We start from the raw sequence: 19,718 nt of genomic DNA, 5'->3' as shown, positions 1-19,718 counted from the left end.
GTGCCTTCGAGGCCAAGTTGGTCCAAGAAATGGCCCAGCTTGATTTCGGAGCACTCTAAGGGGTGCGCGTTTTTCTGTGCGGATTCGAAATAAAAAGCCTTGGAGTCAAATAAAGAAATGTGAATTTTTTAGCGTTTTCGCGGGAGTGACGCTTTTGGAGAGTTTTTGGACTGTTTCCGCGCGATATTCTGCTTTTCTTCGGGCGAATGGATTATGAGTCAGGACCACCCGTCGGAAGGTCGGGGCTTGCCAAAAGGCGAAACCGCGCTTTTTCCTGGAAGGGTGCGGATGGGCTGGACTGGGAGACCCGGGCAATGTCCTCCACGGACAAAGGCGTGGTGAGGACGGGGGTGAACAGGTCGGTCAAGGCGGCCTTCATCCGGTCCCGGTCGCCGGGCTCGGGGATTGGACCCGTCAGGGTCATGTGGAAGCGGAATTCCTCCAGAACATAGGGATACCCCCAACGCTCGAAGAGGGCGCGATGGTGGGGAGACAAGGTTTCTGGCTTGCGCCGGGCCAGATCCCTGGCAGAGGGGGGGGCGCGAAACCCGTCCAGCTCTGTCACGCAACGGGCGGCAAGGGCGTCTAGCGCCGGTGTCGGGGTCCGGGATATCAGGGCGAGGAAGGGGCCGAGCGCCGCGATCTCAAGTGCGAGGGCCGGGGGCGCGGGGTGCCCTTTGGCCAGGGCGGCAATGGCTTGATCCAGGTCGTCCAGGGTTCGCCCCGGGGTAAGAGTAAAGGGCGCTTTCAGGGTTCCGTGAAAGCCGTAGCGGCGGGGTTCCGCCGTCCAGGCCTCAAGGGTCGTATCCGGATATCCACCGAGGCTAGGCCGCCCTGAACCCCGACCGAGCCACCGTTCGGCCAGGACCGCCAAGGGGTGAGTCGCCGGAGGACTCAGGTAAATGGCATGGCGTTCGCTCACAGGATCCGCCTGCCCGCGCGCCAGACCCGTTGGATCGAGGGCGTGTCCCCATACAGTCGTAAATCGACGAGATCGGCCCGGGCGCCTTCCTCGATCCGTCCCCGGTCAGTGTAACCCAGCATGCGAGCGGGCGTATCGGTGACCATGGCGATGCAGTGAGGCAGGGGCAGGTTCAGGCGTTTGGCCATCAAGAAGGGCGCCTGGATCAGGCTGAAGGGAACATAGTCACTGGACAGGGCGTCGAGCAACCCCGCCCGGGCCAAGTCCAGGGCCGACATATTTCCCGAATGGGATCCGTTGCGAACCACGTTGGGGGCGCCCATGACCGTGCGCAGGCTTTTCGCCTTGGCGCGCTCGGCGGCCTCACGCGTGACGGGGAATTCGGCGATGGTGACACCATCCGCAACGGCTTGATCCACATGGGCCGGAGTGGTGTCGTCGTGACTGGCCAAGGTCAGCCCCAGGTCCCTGGCAACGGCCACGATATGCTTCCGGTGGGGGAGGGAGAGCCGCGCTTGCCGCTCGCGGGATTCGGAAATCAGGCGTTCAATATCCCGGTCGGTCCAGTTCTTGTCCCGGTGAAATTCCCGCCATTTGTCGATATCGCGGAACTGTCGCTGGCCCGGCGTGTGATCCATCAGCGAGATCAGCCGCAGGGCCGGATTCCGGGCATGGGCGTCGAACAATTCGGTGACCGCAGGGTCGGCCAGTTCGCAGCGCAGGTGTAACCCGTGGTCCGCCTTGAGAAGGCCCGCAGTCCGTCCCTCCTGGAAGGCGGAGATCAAGGTCGCCAGAATGCGCCGCCGAGGGCCCCCATGTTCGTATTCCCCGAGGGCGATGGCGTCCATGACCGTGGTGATTCCTGCGGCCACCACCTGGGCATCATGGGCCAAAATGGCTGCCAGGGGGTCGGGCCAATGGACACCAGGGCGGGGCTCCAGGTGGCGTTCAGCGTTATCCGTATGGACTTCCACCAAACCGGGAAGAAGAAAATGCCCCTCCAGGTCCAAGGCTCCCGCAGGGATATGGGCTCCCCGAGTGATCGCTTGAAGAATGCCGTCTTCCACCGTCACCGAACCGAGAAAACTGTCCTCACGGGTGACGATTTGGGCATTGGAAAGAATGAGGGGGGCGGCCAAGGGGAATGTCTCCGAAACAGGGAACCAATCGTTGAACATGCCTGTCCGCCTCCGTCAAGACCCGAGCCGAGCGCGCGGGTGGTTGGCGGTGTGCTGTTGGAAACCCGCCGACGGACCCAGGACATGAGATTTCAGGGGAGGCTGTGCGTATCAAATGGGCGCAGGACCCTTTATACCTCTAGACAGGGCGTTATATTGTGTCGTAACCAACACGAATTATATTTGTTGGTATGGAGTGTCCCATGGAATTTGGTCGGAATACGGGTTCGCCCCTGTGGCGCCAGATCCGGGATGATATCGCCGGTCAAATCCGTTCTGGTCAGGTGGCTCCGGGGGAGCGTCTGCCAACGGAGTTTTCCTTTGCGGAGCAGTACTCGGTCAATCGGCATACGGTACGTCAGGCCATCGCCGATTTGGTCGAGATGAATTTGGTGCGGGTCGAGCAAGGGCGAGGGACCTTCGCCCGGGAACCGATGCTCGACTATCCCCTGTCTGACAGCACCCGTTTTTCCGATATTGCCCTGGCCAAAAACTGTTGCCCGGCCGGGATTTTGTTGGACCACGGCGACGAGCAGGCAGACAGGAGAATCGCCGATGCCCTGACTGTTCCCCTCGGTGCCCCTGTCATTCGCGTGGAATTGGCCGGGGAGGTTGATGGACATCGGGTCTTCGTATCGACAGCCTATTTCCCCCAGGACCGATGTCAGGGGATCGTCAGCCATTTCCAGCAGAGTGGTTCGGTGACCAAGGCCCTTGCGGCTGTGGGAATCGTTGAGTACAAGCGGAAAACCACCCGCGTTCAAGCTCGCCTTCCGACGCCGACTGACGCCCGTGTCCTGAAACAAGAGCGGTATCGTCCTGTTTTGGTGACAGAAAGCATTAATGTAGATGCCGAAGGGAGCCCCGTTGAATTCGGAATCACTCGCTTCGCCAGTGACTGGATCGCCATCACTGTAGAAACCTGAGGGCTTTTGATCCCTGGGGCGGCTTGATCCTATTTCGATTGATATTCTAGGAATAACATTTTAGACAAAGTCACCTTGAGTTGATTTGTGTTTAACTGGGTGCAGAAAAAGCTGTTTATCCGTCATTCCCGCATATGCGGGAATCCAGGGTGGGGACACCTGACCTATGCGGTTGACGCAACAGGAGCGCAGGTCATAGATACCACCGAAATCAACCCTGGATGGCTGTTTTCGCGGTATACGACAGGGGGGCAGCCACGGGGTTTTAACCCGTCCCCCACTGGGGCCGAAAGGCCCCAGATCCCAGGCAACTACTGGCCGAAAGGCCCCAGATCCCAGGCTCTTATTGATAAAAAAGAAATGGGGGTTTGGGGGCATTTGCCCCCAAATGGGTTTGGGCAATCGCCCAAAAAAGACGAGACACTGTGATGAGACACTGTCGTGTACCGTGGCCTGTCTTCGCCGGTATGACGGAAACCTTTGAAGTCACGGCATGAATTTTGGGTTGGGCTTTTATACCAAGCGGCGCGGGTTGAAAGCCACGCCGCTTTTCTTGCGTTCAAACGCCAGGCGGGCTTTTACGCGCCATAAGGCGCGGCGACCACTTGGCCGCTTCCAAGGTGCGGTGAGTCAAACTCACCGCACCTTGGTATTACATATACGTCTCTTGGATGTTGACGGTGCTTTCCACACCCACCCGGTCGAATTTGGTAGCTAGCCATTCTTCGGCGCTTTTTTGACCGATGTCACGCAGGTGGAGAAAGAAATCCCGATCAGCGTTCATCTTGCTCGAGGCTCCTAGCGGCTTCAATTCGGATTCCGCTTCGATGGCGTGGATGAACATGCGTTTGTAGCGGTTTTCGTCCAGGGCGCCCTCGTCGAGCAGTCGGGTGACGAAATTAATGGCCCGCATTTCCTTCAGCAGACTGGCGTTGAAGGTGATTTCGTTCATGCGGTTGAGGATTTCCTGGCTGGTCTTCGGGGTTTCCTTGCGGATCAGGGGGTTGATCTGCACCAACAGAATGTCTCGGGCCTGGGCCATGTAGATCAGCGGCCAAAGGGAGGGGTTCCCCATGTAACCGCCATCCCAATGGGGTACCCCGTCGATTTCCACGGCTTGGAACAGGTGAGGCAGGCAGGCCGAGGCCATGACCTGATCCAGCCCCACTTCCTCAGCCTTGAACACCCGGGGGCGGCCCGTGTGGACATTGGTTGCCGTGATAAAAATCCCCACCCCTGAGCAGGACCGCACCGCGTCGAAGTCGATGCAGTCCTCGACCACTTCCCTAAGGGGATTGATGTCCAGTGGGTTCCATTGGTAGGGGGACATCGTCTTGCTCAGAAGCTCGCCCATCCAATAGCCGAGGTTGTCGGACATGGACCAATCGCCAAGCCAAGCGGCCAGGGGCGTGCGCTTCAACGGGCTGAGCAGGGCGGTGTCGGCCATGCGCATCCAGAAGCGTTCCAAGGCTTCTCGGGCAGCGGCCTTGCCTTTCGGGGTGTGCCCATGAAGACCCAAGCCTTCCGCCAGGCAGACGGCGTTCATGGCGCCGGCGCTCGTGCCAGAAACGGCATCCACGTCCAAACGCGGTTCCTGAAGCAGGCGGTCCAGGACGCCCCAGGTAAAGGCACCATGGGCACCCCCACCTTGCAGGGCGAGGGTTAAAGTCTTCCGCGTTGTCGACGCAGAGGGAGGATGGGCCATGGGGAAAGGACTCCGGTTGGGGGCGGTGGGGGCTATGTGGGCAGGATTCGGGCGCCAGGGATGAGGGCTGTCACTTGGCGGCCCAGGGCGTTCATCGCCCGTCGCCAAGCCTCGCCATTCCGACGGGAGCTCGGCTTGGGGATACTCTTCTTTTCGGAAATTCCAAGAATCCGATCCGCTTCCGCCATCAATGCTTCCAATTCACCCTGAGCGTCAGGAGTCAGAAAATGCTCCGGGCAGGTGGCGAGAATACGGTCCATGCAGGTCAGGACGGCGTCCATCCGCGCCGCGTCTGGGGGCGCCAAGGGGGAGACCCACGTGGGGGAGAAGATTTCAACCGAGGTCAGGTCCATGGCCATACTCAGGTCCAATTGGGCGGTAATCCGATCCAGGGCATTTTCCACGTCCAGGGTCAGGTGGCCATTCTGGCGGCCCAGAGTCAACGCGTCCGTTGACTGAACCCGTGCAGCCACTGCCCGGCTGCCAAAGGCGATCAGGACTTCGTCAACCGTTGGTTCTTCGAACGTATCAAGACGTTCATAGGCGTCCTCCTTGCCGGGAACCCGGGTTTCCAGTTCCTCGCGCCGGTCCAGGGCCATGCGCAATTCCAGGTTATCGTCGGCATCCGGTGCGGTGGCGGGGCCGGGCAGACCCTCCGCCCGGTCCAACAGGCCATCGATTTCCCGGGTCAGAGTCATCAAACGCTTCCGGTCCACCGGGGTCATGACTTTGCCGTGGTTGCCATGGGTCAAGGCTTCCGCCTCGGCGAAGAGAATGTCCAAAATCCGCAAGTGATCGTCGATATGTCCCAGATCGAGAAATTCGACGGTTGAGCCGTGAAGCACCTCCGGCTGATGTCTGGTGGACAAGGCCTCCGGCTTGTCCCAGGGTGATGACTCCTGGTGAAGATCCCCCGCGTCCAGATCCTCGAAGTCGGTGGGCATGGGCATCCTGGAGAACGAAATGGTCATGGGACCCTCATCTTTCCGGTCGAGGTCGATACGATGGGCGATGAACGGTGCTCCAACCCGTCCAGACCATTCCCCTCGCCCGTTTTTTGATCCAAGCCAAAGCCAGGAAAAAAGGAGGGGGGATGGACGAACTGAAGCCCCCGGGACTCGTGTCCCGCATGGACACAAACTCTGCGTGAAGAGCCTTGATATCTGGTAAACACGATATTTTCATGACGAACTCGACACAAAAATACACCCCCTTGAGCTGGACTGATCAGGGGGTGATTTCACTGGTGAAAAGCCGTCGGAATGGTCTGGTCAATCCAAGCAGGCTTCGAGATATGGTTGCATTATTAAGAGCTTAGACCTTCATCTCCGGAGACGGAGGAGATGGCTTCAGCCGATGCGTCAACCGGCCAGTCTCCGGGGCGGGTGCTGTTCTCCCGTGCCTTGGCGGAGGGTGCCGTGGGCTCGGGCGAGGCGGTCTCGGGCCATGGAATCGGCAACATCGGCGGTGGGGCGCCCTTCGGAGTCGGCTCGTTCGAAGAGGGTGGTAAGAGTTCTTTCAATGGCGTCGACTTTGGCGGTGACCTGCTCCAGGTCGGTCATGCCCGCGTTTTCTGCGGCCACGGCGATGATGCCACCCGCATTGGCGACGTAATCCGGCGCGTAGAGGATGCCTCGGGAATGGAGAAGGGGGCCATGTCGGGCCTCGGCCAACTGGTTGTTGGCCAGTCCGGCGACGATGGGAGTATTCAGGGTGGCGATGGATTGGTCGTCAAGGACGGCGCCCATGGCACAGGGCACGACCACATCGGCGGCGAGGGACAGAATCCGCTCCACCTCCACCGGGGTGGCTCCCGTTTCCTCGGCCACGGCCCGGACCTGATCGGTGTTGACGTCGGCGATGACCAGCTCTGCCCCCTCCGCCGTCAGCAAACGGGCGAGATGGGCGCCCACGTGGCCTACTCCTTGAATGGCAATGCGCAGGCCGACCAGGGTCGTTCGGCCCAGTTTGTGGCGGACCGCTGCCTTGATGGCCGCCAATCCACCCCGCGCCGTGTAAGGGGAAGGGTCGCCAATGGCCGCTCGCCCTTGGGAGCGGCCCAGGGCATGGCGGGTTTCCTGGCCGATGATGTCCATGTCAGCAACAGAGGTGCCCACATCTTCCGCCGTGCGGTAGCGCCCGCCCAGGCTTTCGACGACCCGGCCGAAGGCCCGCAACAGGGCTTCGGTCTTATCGGTTCGGGAATCACCGATGATCACCGACTTGCCACCGCCCAAGGGCAGGTCGGCCAGGGCGTTCTTATAGCTCATGCCCCGCGAAAGGCGCAGGACATCGGCCAGCGCTTCCTCGTCGGAGGCGTAGGGCCACATGCGGCATCCACCCACGGCGGGTCCGAGGGCCGTGTCGTGGATGGCGATGATCGCCCGCAGGCCCGAGGCCGCGTCCTGGGCGAAGACCACCTGTTCGTGGCTATCGAAATGGGGATCTGTGAATACGCTCATCATGTCCTCTCCGTTCGTTCGGTCGTCCCATTGTCCCCGGTTAACGTCTCTGCGACGGGGGCTTGGGATTGTCTCTTTGTTCTAAGGACATGGCGGATCGGGGAGGGGGCTTCAATCCATGGGAGAAAGAACGACGGAATATGTCCACCTCTGGGTGGGGTGGGATATTTTCGCTTACAAATGACCCAAAAAAAGAAAGGCCTGGACTTGTCGTCCCCTGGGCGGGAAGCATGGTCCGGGACAAGAGTGAAACGGGATCAGCTTGAGTCAAGCTGATCCCGTTTCACTCTCATTCTATAAGTTTTAGAGTCTCTTCGAGGCCAAGTTTGGTCGCGAAGCGACCCAACTTGATCTCGAAGAGACTCTAGGGGATCAACCGAAACATTTGAGTCCCACGTCGGCATCGGCATGAGAGCCGGTAAGTCACTCAAATGTTTTGATAAGTTGATCCATCAATCAAAAAACCTAGGGGCCCGTAGGGGCCCCCGCTGAACCACAAAAAGACGTATTCCCGGATAAGGATCCCGCTATGGACCGGCTCACCCTGATGGAAACCTTCGTGAAGGTGGCGGAGATGGGAAGTTTCTCCCAGGCTGCAGACCGACTTGGCCTATCCCGCTCTGTGGTCAGCAAATATGTGTCAGCCCTGGAGGATCACTTGGGCGCACGGTTGGTAAACCGAACCACCCGACGGTTGTCCTTGACTGAGGTGGGAGAGGCCTATCGTCTGCGCTGTCAGGCCATCCTGACCGACCTGGAGGAGGCCGATCGCGCGGTTGGGGCGCTCCATGGCACGCCGTCGGGGACCCTGCGGGTGAATGCGCCCATGTCCTTTGGCTTCCTCCATTTGACGCCGGCCATACCGGGTCTTCTGGCGGCCTATCCGGAGTTGTCGGTGGACATGAACCTGAACGATCGCTTTGTCGATCTATTGTCCGAGGGGTTCGACGTGGCGGTGCGGATCGGCAGTCTGCCCGATAGCAGCCTGATTGCCACGCGGCTTGCGCCCCTGCGGCTGGTGATCTGCGCCAGTCCCGACTATCTGGCCCGGCAGGGTGAGCCGACGCACCCTCTAGACTTGGTAAACCACGAGTGTCTGATCTACACGCTGCAACGGTTCGGAGAAATGTACCCCTTGATCCACCGGGATGGAACGTCAGTGGACGTGGCCATTCGAGGCCGGTTCAGGGCGAACAATGGCGACGCCGTTCGCTCCGCCGCCTTGGGAGGAGCGGGTATCGCCATCTCTCCGACCTTCATTATCGGGGATGATCTGCGCAAAGGTCGGCTGGTGCGTATCTTGCCCGACTGGATGGGTCAGGAACAGGGCATTAACGCCGTTTACCCCCACAACCGACACCTGTCGGCCAAAGTGCGTGTTTTTGTCGACCACATGCGGCAATGGTGCGGCAAGGAGCCCTATTGGGACAGGGATCTAGGGTTTGAGGGGTAGAGTGAAACTGGATCAGCTTGAGTCACGTTGGCCCAGTTTCACTTTGATTCTTTGGCCCAGTTTCACTCTGATTCTTATGAATTGCGGAGTGGTCTTCCGAAGTAGCCGACGGCCTATGACGGAGGAAGGAAACGATCTCGACGAGAATGAGGGAACGTCGCCCCGAAGCCTTACCGCAGGGAGGGCATGGAGCCGGACGTGCTTAGGGTCACCAGGGCTTGGGCCAAATCGCCTTCCAGGAGATCATGTAGTCGGGTTTTGAGATCGTCGGCGCGATCGGCCAACTCCTGCGGATCGCCGTACAAAACGAGCTGCGTTTCATACAGAAGCGCCAGAGCGCGTACTTCCTTGTCCTTGGTCAATAGCCATCCTCCCGATGATGTCTGACGGTATGGTGGCAGTCCCCCAAAAAAAACGCCATCACACCCTGTTATCTCCTTCGCGCTTTTGTTTTGTTTGAGTCACGAAAGAAGGGAGGATCATAGCACCGCTTAACAGAAATAGGAAATATTTGTGACGGTTTCGAGTGGAGCGGTTATGTGTTGGCCATCAGATGAGCAAGGCCCAGGAAAGCTGGGTAGGGGTGGGTGCCCAACACCAGGGGAATCCGTTCCATATAGGCACGGAAACGGCCCTTGGCCTGGACTCGCTCCACAAAGTCCGATGCGGCGAGGGCCTCCGGAACCCGGGGGGCGATCCCCCCCATCAGGGCGATTCCTCCCATGGCACCGATGCTCAGCGCCAGATTGCCTGCAACGGTTCCCAACATGGCAAAGAACAAGGAGACGGTTTCGGTTCGGACGGGGCAGGTCCCGGCGATGCCTTCGGTCATAATGTCCCCAGGGGTTTCCTCCCGGGCAGGCAGGCCATCCAGGGTGCGAATGGCGGCGGCCAGGGTCTGGAGCCCGGGGCCGGAAAGGAAACGTTCGGCGGAGACATGGCCCAGGCTCATCCGAGCTGTGGCAACCAGGGCATCTTCCCGGGGGGTCATGGGGGCCAGGGTCACATGCCCCCCCTCGCCGGGCAGGACGATATGTCCGCCACTTCCATCGGGGGCCAGGACGGCCACGCCCAATCCGGTACCCGGACCGATGACGCCGATAGGGCCTTGTGGCGCAGGCGTGCCTTCCCAGAGGGTGATGCGGTGTTCCGACGGCAGGGCCGGGACGGCCAGGGCCTGGGCGACGAAATCATTGACCACCTGCAAGGGGAGAAGCCCCAGGGCTTCCCCCAGGCGTTGGATGGAAAAGGTCCAGGCCGCATGGTTGGTCAGGGCGACGCTGTCGCCGAGAACCGGGCAGGCCACACAGAAGGCCCCTCGGTTGGGGCGTTGCTCCCCCGGTGCAAGGACCTCGGCCAGATAGGTCTCTGCTGCCGTATCGGGGCCGGAAAACCGCGCGATGGGATAGACCCGTTCGTCCCGCCAGCTTGCCGCGCCTGTGGTCAAGGCGAACCGCGCGTTGGTGCCGCCAATGTCGGCCAGAAGGGCGGGAGCGTCGGGCGGGAGGACAGAGAAGGAAGAAGAGCTCATGGGGTCGGGTTGGTAAGGTTTGAGAAAAAGGGCAGAGAGGTGCGGCTTGGGGGAGAGCCAGAGTAAGCAGAGACAGGACAGGCAGAGTTAGGGAGTGCTGAAGGGGGCTTTGGACAGATCGTCTAGAAAGGTGTTCCGCCAGGTTTCCAGGGATTGCTCATCGACGATGCGCATCATCTCTGTCCAGCGTTCCTTGCGTTCATCCAGGGACATGGTCAGGGCGCGATCCATGGCGTCGGCCACGTCTTCCCGATCATAGGGATTGACCAGCAGGGCCGATTCCAGTTCGCGGGCTGCTCCTGCGAAGCGAGACAGGACCAGCATCCCCGGATCCTGAGGATTCTGACTGGCGACGTATTCTTTGGCGACGAGGTTCATGCCGTCGCGCATGGGCGTTACCACACCGACCTGGGCCTGACGAAAGAAGCCAGCCAGGACATTACGTTGGAAGTTCTTGGTCAGATACCGCACAGGTGTCCAATCGAAATCCCCATAGCGGCCATTGATGTTGCCGGACATGGTTTCCAGTTGTTGGCGGATGGCCTTGTATTCGGGCACCTCGGACCGGGAAAGGGGGGCAATCTGCATGAAGCTGACTTCATTGCGGTGTTGGGGGAATTTCTCCAGGAAGCGCTGATAGGCTTCCATGCGCTCGGGCAAACCCTTTGAATAGTCCAGCCGGTCGACACCGATCATCAATTTCCGCCCGCCCAAGCTTTTCTCCAGACGGCGATAGGCCGCTGTTTTGCTGGACATCATGGAGGTTTGGGCCATGACCCCCTTTTCAATGCCAATGGGATAGACCTTGGCCTTGAAGGTGCGACCATAGGCCCGGACCATGTCATTACCAAGAATTTCCCCCCGGGCTTCATGCAGGATGTAGTCGTTGAAGGACCGTCGGTCGTTTTCCGTCTGAAAGCCAACGATGTCATAGGAGCAAAGGGAGCGGGCCAGACGGGCGTGACTGGGCAGGGCCAATAGGACTTCCATGGCGGGGAAGGGGGTGTGGAGGAAGATCCCCATGCGGTTATTCGCTCCCAGGCGCCGCAGTTCCTTGCCCAGGGGCAGGATATGGTAATCATGGATCCAAATCGTGTCGTCGGGTTCGAGCAGGGGCCGAAGTTGCTCGGCGAACAGGGCGTTGACCCGAAGATATCCGGCGTAGTTTCCCCGGTTGAACTCCGCAAGGCTCATGCGGTAGTGGAACAGGGGCCAGAGAGTCCGATTGGCGAAACCGTTATAGTATTCGTTGTAGTCCTTGCGGCCCAGATCCACGACCGCGTAGGTCACAGGAGGGTGTTCGATAATCCGAGGCTCTGTGGCCGAAGTCGCCGTTATCTTACCACTCCACCCGAACCAAATCCCTCCGTAATTTTGAAGGGCTTCGCGCAGGGCGACGGCCAACCCTCCGGCTCTGGCTGCCTGGTCATCGGGCACGGCGACACGGTTTGAAACCACAACTAAACGACTCACGGGGTCCTCGCAATACAATGGATACCGTTGATAAACCATACAGTGCGGCAAAGGTTTCGCGAAGTCCCGAATTATAGTGTTTTATCTTTCCTCATGGTTGCAGGCTTGGGATGCCGTGCGGCGTCCGATCCGCTGGAGGGTCGTTAGGGCCTTGCGACCGGTCTGGATTAAAGAGATGTCGCGCTTTAGCAGGATCTCCACCCCCGATAGCTCGAGTTCATCCTTTTGTTCCACGGTCAGATCCAAGGAGGTGACGGCCAGGATGGTCAAGTCCTCGTGGAGCTTGCTTCGCAACCGTTGAATGAGCTCGAAGCCATCCATGGCCGGTAGAACCAGATCGGTGATCAGCAGACGAGGGGGACGAAGGGTTGCGATTTCCAGGGCCTGTTCCGCGGTACGGGCCACGGACACCGTCCATTCGTCCTGGGTGAGCAGACGGCTCAAAAGGTTCCCATAGGCCAGATCGTCCTCGACGATCAGGGCGTCCAGGGGGTCCTGGGGCAGGATGGGGCCGTCCGGGCAGGACGTATCCGAAGGCCGGGAGAGAACGGGCAGAACCATGGTGAAGCAGGTTCCCTGGCCGGGCGTCGATTGCACGTCAATTTCTCCGCCCATGAGTAGGCAATGCGCACGAGTGATGGCAAGACCCAATCCTGTGCCGCCATAGGTCGACGCTGTGGACCGGTGCGCTTGACGGAAGGCAACGAACAGAAGAGCTTGCTGTTCTTCTGTCAATCCGATTCCCGTGTCGGTCACGGAAAGGGCGATCATCCCCTTCTCGGTCCTGTCGGCGGAGAGCGTGATGATGCCGTCTTGCGTGAATTTTGCGGCATTGGCCCCGAGGTTTACCAAAGATTGGCGCAGTTTCATGCGATCGGTTGTCAGGAGAGCGGTTAAGGCGTCTCCGGTGACGATCAGCCGGTTTTGATTGGCCTCCAGAAGGGGGGTAAGCAGAGGGATGGTCTCATCAATGATGTCCTGGGCAGTGAACGTGGAGGGATCAAGTTCCGTCTGCCCGCTCTCGATCTTTGCCATGTCCAGGATGTCATTGATCAGATCCAACAGATGGTAGCCCGCCTGCAGAACATTGGCCAAGTCGGAGCGGACTTTGTCAGGGGTCATGTCCTCGGCACGCATGCTTAACAGCTCTGAATAGCCGATGATGGCGTTCAGAGGGGTGCGGAGTTCATGGCTCATATTGGAGATGAAGGCGGTTTTGGTGGCGCTGATTCGTTCAGCGGCCTCGACTTCGGCCTTGACGCGGACTTCCCGTTCCAGCGCAGCCATTAAGGGACCCACATCCTGGATCACCCCGTGCAGGGCGATGGCCTCTCCTTCGGGGGATCGCTCGATGTCGCAGAGGGCATGGACCGGCATGTATTGCCCCCGGCAGCGTTGCAGACGGGCCTGGAATTCAAAGGCGTGACCCTGGGCGAGGGCGCTTTGAACCTCTTCTTGGACGGCGGGCCTATCCTCTTCGTGGAGAAGCGCCAGGAGGGCCTCTACGGTGGTGGGAAGACTGTTGTCGAAGGCACTCCAGCCGAATAGGGTCAAGGCTTCCTGTGACCAGGTTACCCGCCTGCTTTCCAGGTCGATGGAGAATTGGCAAAACCGGGCGACCCGAGCGGCCGATGCGAGTTGGATGCTCTTTTGGCACAGCTTCTCTTCGATCTCGTTTAGGACAGACTTGGCGCTGGGTGCCATGACCGACAGGCTGGCGGAATAGAGGCCGGCGGTTGCAGCCAATACCTCACAGATGACCAGGATCTCGCTTTGGGGGCTCTGGGACAGGGTTCCGACCAGGAAATGCATGGCCATGGCCAGGACGATGGTCAGGGCGGGCAAGACCGTTGAGCATTGCGACCATCTGTCGGACCGGCTCCAGACCAAAGCCAAATGGAGGCCCAGACAGGCCGCAAAGAGGGGTTGGTGGGCCAGGGGTAACTCGGTCCATCCTCCGTTCACCAAGAACGCAGACGCGATTGCGCTTTCGGGGGGGGATTCGAACAGCATAATGGACTCCGGAGTGCTTTCGCCTAGGCCATCGGGGGGATGGCTCCCACCGTCCGGAGCAGTGTTTCGATCGGCCGATTGATGCAAAATGCGAATCAAATTGGAAATGATTTGCAGATTAGGAAAGGTTCTGGCCGACTTTCCGGAGGATGGCCGTCAAGAGGCAAATACAATGCCAATGCCAATGCCAATGCCAATGCCCAGGCCAATGCCCAGGCCCAGGCCCAGGCCTGCCGTTCCTGGTGTCGGTGCTTCTGAACCAACCCTTGCGCAGCTATTGGCCTTGCGCCCCTATTGGTTTGGACGATAGCCAGAGGTCTTGGGGGCAGCGGGCAAATGAACAGCCTGGACGGTGGTGCCATCCCGCGCCGTAGAGCGGTCGAGGGCGCCGCCTGCGTGGCGCAGGATTTCGCCACACAGGGCTAAACCAACCCCCACCTTGGGGCGCGGAGCAGGGGCCTCTGGACTGGTGTCCCCCGTGGTCCCCAGGCCGCTGTCGGTGACCGTCAAGGTCACCACACCATCCAGTTCGGTGCCGTCCACTCGGATTTTGGCAGGCTTGTCCAAGGGAGCCCGTTCGATGGCGTCGCCAACCAGAATACGCAACAGGGACGCCAGTTGGGCTTCACCGCAACGCACCGGTGGGAGAATGCCAGCCCGGATATCTGCTCCCGTTTCTTTGATGTCCGACGCCAAGCCCACCAGGGCCTTTTCCAGGGCGGCATTGCTGTCCACACCCGTTCGTGGCGGAGGGGCCAGAGCCACCTGGGCATAGTCCAGAATATCGTCGATGAGGACGCGCATGTGCTCGCCCTCGGCGATGGCTTGGTGGACGGCTTGGTGGGAGGCCTTGTCCAAGTCGTCACTGTGGCGGCGCTCGAGCAGGGCCATGCGACCGATCATATCCCCGAGAGGAACGCGGAGATCCACGGCAATGGCCTGGGCGAAGGTCCGAAGGGTCGATTTGGCCCGGGTCAAGTCTTCGGCCAGCGATACGCCATCGGTTAAATCGACAAAAGCCACCACCTTTGCGACCGGTCGGTCGGCCTTGCGGGGAGACCGGTCAGCCGTCAGAGTCCCATTGGGGGAAGCTCCCAAGCTGCCGCCCAAGGGTTTTAGGGTCGCCTGAACCCGGCGTGGGCGGCCATCTGCCTGGGGCCAGATCAGGTCACGACGGACGGTGTCTCGGCCATCCAGGGGCGTGACCAGCAATTCGGCGGGACCTTCGGGTAGGATATCCCTTGGTACGGCGCCTTTGAGGTGGGCTGGAGAAGACCCTACCCATTCAGCGAAGGTGTTGCTGGCCTGCAGGACCCGCCCCCGCGCATCAATAACCACGACAGGCGAGGGAAGAGCGGTCATCAGCGCCCGCTGCAGTCGGCTTTGGGCGATGAGCAGTCTGTGGCGCCGATGGGCGATCCGATAGGCGCGGTCCCGATCTTCCAAACGCGCCAGGGCCAGCCCCATTAAGATGAAAACAGCCAAAGTGGTCAGCGCCATGGCCGACAGCCAGGGGGTGGGGCTGCGCCACCAGTTGTCCAGGACCGACTCCCGGGGCAGGGAGACGGCGACCCAGAGGGGGAAACCAGGGACTTGCCGGTAGGCCAGGGTCGGAGCGCTGGCTTCTATACCTTCGCGGGGAGTCTGAACCACCGAGCCGTCGACAGGGTGACCGTCTGGCGGAAACCCGGGAAAGCGGCTGCCCTTAGGAATTTCTGCGGGGGGCTGGTGGAGGAGAATCTGGCCGTCTCCTAGAACCACGGAGACCTGGGCCCCGGGAAGGTTGCTTGTGGTTGCGACGACGGCTGATTTTAGACCCGCCAAGGCCATGTCGGCGAGACTCCAGCCCTTCCCTTGATCTCCCTCTCGGTTTCCGGCCCGGTTCTGAATCTGGCCACCCGTGCTATCCTCCGCAAGACGATTGGGTCCTCTCTGGCCTTCCGCAGAGGGGGCAAAACCGGTGTCTTGCAGGACGACCTGTCCCTCCTCTCCTGGTTCCGGGTCTATGGGACGGATCAGACGGAGGATACGCGTCCCAGCGGCTGAATCGAGAAGAATGGGCCCTTCCAAGATCAGGCGATCGGGTCCCTCCATGCCATTGGGGTAGGTCCCAGGCAGTGGGCTGTCACCTGCCGCGATGACTCGTCCGTCGTTCCAGCGCACGGCAAGTCCGGTAAGGTTGGGTGTGTGATCCAGGGTTTCGCGCAGGATTTGGCGCATTGCCATGCGCTGGGTGGTGGTGTCGGCTTGTCTGGCCCGGTCCCGCACCAGACGGAGGCGTGCCTCCGTCTGGGTCAAGGAGTTCTCGATATACAGGGACAAGCTTGTGGCCAGGGCCAGTGCGGGCGCCCGGTCGTGAGTTGCAATGGAGCGTCTTGTGCTTTCCAGGGCGTGAAACAAGAGACCGTTGGCCAGGAGAATCGCCCCGAGACCCAGGGTCACGATCCAGATCGGACCTCGTCCTTGCCGTTTAATCATACAATCCGCCGGTCATACCAACCGCCCACTTTGAAGTCATAAAATCACCTGCTTCCAATCCGTTTGCCCGGTTCGAAAGCGGAAAGTGTTTTCCGTTCCAGCCGGAGCATAGACTGACCAGTGGGCGCTGTCACGGTTCCACGGAGATACCTGCTGCCACCTTATTATTGGAAAAGTGGGTGATGATAAATGGTTGAAAAAGATTCTGAATCCACCAATTCTTTAAAATGAGCAGAACGAGAAGGGGTATGGGCTATGATTTTCATGGGGCCGACGAGCGCCTTGAGCGCGGCCAATGATAATGTACGGCAGACCGAAGGCTATGCTCGATTGATGCGGTCCCTGGATGGGTTGCTCGAGGCCTTGGACCGCCAATCGGTGGCGGTTGCGGACTTCAAGGGCAATTGCGCCACTCTCGAACTTTCCGTGGATCGGTGTGCCCAAAGGTTTCAACACTATAAGGATAAAATCGACGCGATCGACGTCACCAAGCTCAAGCGGGCCTCTGAAGAGTTGTCACAGACTGCTGGGTTTTGGGCGGATGCCGAAGAGGTCAGCGAATAGGAGACCTGCAGGGTGGAAATCGCTTAGGGGACTGGTGTGGCAGAAACTGTGCCGTCCTTTTCCTTCCGATTGGCTCCCACACCCTCCCTGGGGTCCCGCCCTTTAGTTCGGTCAGGGAGGGTGATCCTCCTCCTATCCCATGATGTGGCAACCAAGGCTCCATAGGTGTCGATGGTTGCCAAAACCGCCTTTAGCCGGACCCATCTATCATTGTGCTCGACCACCTTGTGACCACCGGAGAACGAAATGGTTAACATGGTGCTGTCTGCTGTCATCAGTGGTGCGGCGTATTTCGCCATGAGCAGGAAGGAATGGCAGGAGACCTCCATGGGCCATCACGGGAGAGGATCGTCGGTTCTTTCCCGTCACGGGGCTTTGCCCCCAAATGGGCTTGGGCTATCGCCCAAAAAATACGAGACACTGTCGTGTCCCGTGATGGACCATGCTTTGGTTGTTCGTGATGCCGACGATCACGGCCAATTTGATTTCGAAGGCACTGAAGCCCAGCGCGGGTCGGACGGGGACGGAAATTTCATGTACCCCAGCGGCGTCACAGATACGTGAGGATATGGGTTTCCCCTTTTCTTCACGGGATTGGAAGCCTATCCAAGACGGAAAGTCCTGCAATGGAGGAGACGAGCTCATGCTGTTGTCCATAGGCCGCTTGGCCGTCGTCGCTCTGGTGGTGGGGGTCTTTCTGGGTTGCACGCAGCCGGGCAGGGCGGCGGAGCAATCGGATACCGGGAAATGGGATGGGATTCTCGCTCGAGCACGGGGGCAGACGGTACACTTCAACGCCTGGGGTGGGGATGAGAAGGTCAACGCTTATCTTGATTGGGTGGGAGAGCGGGTAGCCAAGGACTACGATGTGACCTTGCGTCATGTGAAAGTAGGCGATATTGCCGAAGTGGTTTCTCGGATTCTTGCGGAAAAGGCTGCCGGGCGGGACAGCGGCGGTGGGACTGACCTGATGTGGGTCAATGGGGAAAATTTCCTCGCCCTGAAGGAAAACGGTTTGCTGTATGGACCATTCCTTGAGGATCTACCCAACGCGGCCCTGCTGGATCTGAAGGGGATGCCTACACTGACCACGGATTTCACGGTTCCGACGGATGGACTGGAAAGTCCTTGGGGTATGGCCCAATTCGTCTTCATGGTCGATACCGCCAGGGTGACAGGGGAACCGCCCCGGACCATTGCCGCCCTGGGACGTTGGATCAAGGCCCACCCAGGGCGCTTCACCTATCCGGCGCCGCCGGATTTTACGGGGTCCACGTTCTTGAAGCAGGCCCTGCATGATTTGATACCCGATCCTTCGGTTCTCCAATCTCCGGCTACGGATGCAACTTTTGCGAAGGTCACCGCACCCCTTTGGGCTTGGCTTGATGAGGTCTCTCCCTCCCTTTGGCGGGGTGGCAAAGCCTATCCGGTCAGCGCACCGGCCCTGCGTCAAATGCTTGACGATGGGGTCGTGGATTTCGCCATGACCTTCCGGACGGGAGAGGCCTCCTCGGCGATCGCCCAGGGCCTGTTACCCAAAACGGTGCGGACTTTCGTTCTGGAAGGCGGAACGATCGGCAATACCCATTTTGTGGCGATTCCCTTTAATGCTGAGGCTAAAGAGGGTGCCATGGTGGTGGCTAATTTCCTGCTGTCTCCCGAAGCCCAACTGCGCAAGCAGGATCCCACCTATTGGGGCGACGACACCGTGCTGTCCATGGATCGTCTGGACTCTGAGGATCGGTATCGTTTCGATTCGCTCTCATTGGGGGAGGCGACCCTATCCCAAAGCGCCCGTGGCGTGCCCTTGCCTGAGCCCCATCCCAGTTGGATGTCGCGTCTTGAAGCCGAATGGGCGCGGCGTTTCGGGAGTTAGAGGGAAACGGGATCACCCTGACAGCTCAGGTCTGTGACGTCTGCTCAGATCGCGTCAATCGCATAGGTCCGTTGTCTCCACCCTGGAGTCCCCTGTGCGCGGGAATGACGGCAAAAGAGTTTTTCCGCACCCTGTTATACCAAGGTGCGGTGAGTTTGACTCACCACACCTTGGAAGCGGCCAAGTGGCCGCCGCGCCTTATGGCGCGTAAAAGCCTGCGTGGCGTTTGAACGCAAGAAAAGCGGCGTGGGTTTCAACCCGCGCCGCGGAAGCGGCCAAGTGGCCGCCGCGCCTTATGGCGCGTAAAAGCCTGCGTGGCGTTTGAACGCAAGAAAGGCGGCGTGGGTTTCAACCCGCGCCGCTTGGTGTTAGGTTGGAAACCCCAACTTGGCCAGCAGCCTCTCTCGGTGCGTCTTTTGATCCTTCTGATCCAATTTGGCCCGATCCACCACATGCTGCTCATGGGCTAAAATGCGCAGAGCCTCTCTGCTGTCGGGCGGGATGCCAAGCTCCTGGGCCACGTTGTCGATGACCAGGGCTTCGCCTCGGCAGATGGAATTGTCGGCTTCGGCCACCAGATACAGCTCGAAAATCAGCAAATTGCGGATTTGTACCGTGTGGAAGGGGGTCAGGTCGACGTGGCTCCACAGGGATTTCGCATCCACGGTCACCGTTGAACCCAGTTCTTGGGCAATCTCCATCAGCTTGGCCTCCTCGTCCGGAGGGACAAGCCAGTCGGCCAAAATGACCCGGTTCGCCAAGTTGAGGAAGCCGCGCTTTTGGGTTTCTGTCATCCGATCGAGAAACATGGTGCTCCTGAAAGGTGAAGGGATAGAAAGAATAGGGCCTTGGGCGAGGTGATTGAGATTATCATCGGTGTCGCTCTGCTTTTCGTCCAGCCCCTTGTCGCGATCCAGTTATCTGGTTTTTTGAATCCTTCGAATCGGAAGAATGTTTATGCGGTTTGAAGCGAAAGGCTCTGACCGCGAATGTATATAAATTGGATTGCGTCCAAAGGGTCCGGTCGCGGAAAATGGGATAGGGAGGCGAAACGATATGGTTGCATTGCCTGTGAGGGAGCCTATCCTAACCCATCGATCCAAACCAAGGATGAAAGTGGCGTTTGGATCGTTTGCT

General features: G+C 59.7%; 16 protein-coding genes. 4 read left to right on the top strand and 12 right to left on the bottom strand.

Features of this window, described 5'->3' with window-relative positions; all coding sequences use genetic code 11:
• Window positions 1–211: 211 nt before the first annotated feature.
• Window positions 212–922 carry a DUF1045 domain-containing protein gene (locus tag ACLIRY_RS14105; RefSeq protein WP_413206042.1) on the bottom strand — a complete coding sequence of 237 codons (711 nt, stop codon included), beginning with the start codon at window positions 920–922 and terminating at the stop codon, window positions 212–214.
• On the bottom strand, window positions 919–2,100 hold the full coding sequence (locus ACLIRY_RS14100; RefSeq protein ID WP_413206041.1) for an alpha-D-ribose 1-methylphosphonate 5-triphosphate diphosphatase: 1,182 nt from the start codon (window positions 2,098–2,100) through the stop codon (window positions 919–921). Before ACLIRY_RS14100 ends, ACLIRY_RS14105 begins: the two co-directional genes overlap by 4 nt.
• 203 nt (window positions 2,101–2,303) lie before the next feature.
• On the opposite strand from ACLIRY_RS14100, the gene phnF reads away from it, so the two are divergent.
• Window positions 2,304–3,026 (top strand): phosphonate metabolism transcriptional regulator PhnF, encoded by a 723-nt coding sequence (gene phnF, locus ACLIRY_RS14095; RefSeq protein WP_413206040.1) that lies wholly within the window; start codon window positions 2,304–2,306, stop codon window positions 3,024–3,026.
• Between the two features lie 652 nt (window positions 3,027–3,678).
• Here phnF and ACLIRY_RS14090 read toward each other — a convergent pair.
• From ACLIRY_RS14090 to ACLIRY_RS14080, 3 genes are all read right to left on the bottom strand, one after another.
• Complete coding sequence (locus tag ACLIRY_RS14090; protein WP_413206039.1) at window positions 3,679–4,731, bottom strand: patatin-like phospholipase family protein; 1,053 nt, start codon at window positions 4,729–4,731, stop codon at window positions 3,679–3,681.
• A 32-nt stretch (window positions 4,732–4,763) separates the two neighbouring features.
• On the bottom strand, window positions 4,764–5,702 hold the full coding sequence (locus ACLIRY_RS14085; protein ID WP_413206038.1) for a hypothetical protein: 939 nt from the start codon (window positions 5,700–5,702) through the stop codon (window positions 4,764–4,766).
• A 390-nt stretch (window positions 5,703–6,092) separates the two neighbouring features.
• A complete protein-coding gene (locus tag ACLIRY_RS14080) occupies window positions 6,093–7,193 on the bottom strand; it encodes a Glu/Leu/Phe/Val dehydrogenase dimerization domain-containing protein (protein ID WP_413206037.1) in 1,101 nt (366 codons plus the stop codon).
• Window positions 7,194–7,722: 529 nt separating this feature from the next.
• Between ACLIRY_RS14080 and ACLIRY_RS14075 the strand changes: the two genes are divergently transcribed.
• Window positions 7,723–8,646 carry a LysR family transcriptional regulator gene (locus tag ACLIRY_RS14075; RefSeq protein WP_413206036.1) on the top strand — a complete coding sequence of 308 codons (924 nt, stop codon included), beginning with the start codon at window positions 7,723–7,725 and terminating at the stop codon, window positions 8,644–8,646.
• 170 nt (window positions 8,647–8,816) lie between these two features.
• Here the strand turns inward: ACLIRY_RS14075 and ACLIRY_RS14070 are convergent, their stop codons facing one another.
• The 5 genes from ACLIRY_RS14070 to ACLIRY_RS14050 form a co-directional block, all read right to left on the bottom strand.
• The gene (locus tag ACLIRY_RS14070; RefSeq protein ID WP_413206035.1) at window positions 8,817–9,008 is read right to left on the bottom strand and encodes a hypothetical protein; all 192 of its coding nucleotides are present in this window, start codon (window positions 9,006–9,008) and stop codon (window positions 8,817–8,819) included.
• Window positions 9,009–9,181: 173 nt separating this feature from the next.
• Window positions 9,182–10,177 carry a glucokinase gene (gene glk / locus ACLIRY_RS14065; RefSeq protein ID WP_413206034.1) on the bottom strand — a complete coding sequence of 332 codons (996 nt, stop codon included), beginning with the start codon at window positions 10,175–10,177 and terminating at the stop codon, window positions 9,182–9,184.
• An 87-nt stretch (window positions 10,178–10,264) separates the two neighbouring features.
• Window positions 10,265–11,650 carry an alpha,alpha-trehalose-phosphate synthase (UDP-forming) gene (gene otsA, locus ACLIRY_RS14060; protein WP_413206033.1) on the bottom strand — a complete coding sequence of 462 codons (1,386 nt, stop codon included), beginning with the start codon at window positions 11,648–11,650 and terminating at the stop codon, window positions 10,265–10,267.
• 81 nt (window positions 11,651–11,731) lie between these two features.
• Window positions 11,732–13,663, bottom strand: coding sequence for an ATP-binding protein (locus ACLIRY_RS14055; RefSeq protein ID WP_413206032.1), 1,932 nt, complete (start codon window positions 13,661–13,663; stop codon window positions 11,732–11,734).
• 291 nt (window positions 13,664–13,954) lie between these two features.
• A complete protein-coding gene (locus ACLIRY_RS14050; RefSeq protein ID WP_413206031.1) occupies window positions 13,955–16,141 on the bottom strand; it encodes an ATP-binding protein in 2,187 nt (728 codons plus the stop codon).
• 255 nt (window positions 16,142–16,396) lie between these two features.
• Between ACLIRY_RS14050 and ACLIRY_RS14045 the strand changes: the two genes are divergently transcribed.
• Window positions 16,397–16,705: a hypothetical protein gene (locus tag ACLIRY_RS14045; protein ID WP_413206030.1), complete on the top strand. Its 309-nt coding sequence runs from the start codon at window positions 16,397–16,399 to the stop codon at window positions 16,703–16,705.
• Window positions 16,706–16,728: 23 nt separating this feature from the next.
• On the opposite strand, the gene ACLIRY_RS14040 is transcribed toward ACLIRY_RS14045, so the two are convergent.
• Window positions 16,729–17,034: an SDR family oxidoreductase gene (locus ACLIRY_RS14040; RefSeq protein WP_413206029.1), complete on the bottom strand. Its 306-nt coding sequence runs from the start codon at window positions 17,032–17,034 to the stop codon at window positions 16,729–16,731.
• A gap of 314 nt (window positions 17,035–17,348) precedes the next feature.
• Between ACLIRY_RS14040 and ACLIRY_RS14035 the strand changes: the two genes are divergently transcribed.
• Complete coding sequence (locus tag ACLIRY_RS14035; RefSeq protein ID WP_413206028.1) at window positions 17,349–18,581, top strand: ABC transporter substrate-binding protein; 1,233 nt, start codon at window positions 17,349–17,351, stop codon at window positions 18,579–18,581.
• A gap of 368 nt (window positions 18,582–18,949) precedes the next feature.
• On the opposite strand, the gene ACLIRY_RS14030 is transcribed toward ACLIRY_RS14035, so the two are convergent.
• Window positions 18,950–19,375: a hypothetical protein gene (locus tag ACLIRY_RS14030; RefSeq protein WP_413206027.1), complete on the bottom strand. Its 426-nt coding sequence runs from the start codon at window positions 19,373–19,375 to the stop codon at window positions 18,950–18,952.
• Window positions 19,376–19,718: the final 343 nt, after the last annotated feature.

This window comes from Rhodospirillum sp. A1_3_36 (genome assembly GCF_047263945.1).
Taxonomy (GTDB): domain Bacteria; phylum Pseudomonadota; class Alphaproteobacteria; order Rhodospirillales; family Rhodospirillaceae; genus Rhodospirillum.
The sequence above is the reverse complement of the archived record's forward strand: the minus strand, read 5'-3'. Positions and strand labels throughout refer to the sequence as shown.